General features: G+C 64.5%; 1 protein-coding gene. It reads right to left on the bottom strand.

Going from position 1 to position 586, the window contains the following annotated elements; genetic code table 11:
* The coding region (locus AC0YKC_RS33990) for an aminotransferase class I/II-fold pyridoxal phosphate-dependent enzyme (protein ID WP_488514244.1) at positions 1-586 on the bottom strand (586 nt) is incomplete at both ends.

The raw sequence follows: 586 nt of genomic DNA, 5'->3' as shown, positions 1-586 counted from the left end.
CCGCATGGACCTCGTCGATATAGGTCATGGCGTTGTAGCGTTCGGCGAGCTCGACGATCTGCCTGATCGGCGCGATGTCGCCGTCCATCGAATAGACGCTCTCGAAGACGATCAGCTTGGCGCGCTCGCGGCCGGCCGCCTGCAGCAGGCTTTCCAGATGCGCGACGTCATTGTGGCGGAAGATCTTCTTTTCCGCGCCCGAGCGGCGCACGCCTTCGATCATCGAGGCATGGTTGAGCTCGTCCGAGATGATCAGGCAGTTGGGCAAAAGCCGGGCGATGGTCGAGATCGAGGCCTCGTTGGAGACGAAGCCGGAGGTGAAGACCAGGGCCGCTTCCTTGTCGTGCAGGTCGGCGAGCTCATGCTCCAGCTCGACCAGCGGGTTGGAGGTGCCGGAGATGTTGCGGGTGCCGCCGGCGCCCGAACCCATCTTGCCGGCCGCGGTCTGGAAGGCGGCGATCACATCCGCGTTCTGGCCCATGCCGAGATAGTCGTTGGAGCACCAGACGGTGATTTCCTGGGCGCGGCCGTTGGAACGCCAGATGGCGCGCGGGAACTTGCCAACGATGCGCTCGAGGTCGGCGAA

The organism is Mesorhizobium sp. CNPSo 4661, assembly GCF_057784215.1.
Note: the sequence above shows the minus strand (reverse complement) of the source record. Positions and strands in the feature narration are given on the sequence as shown.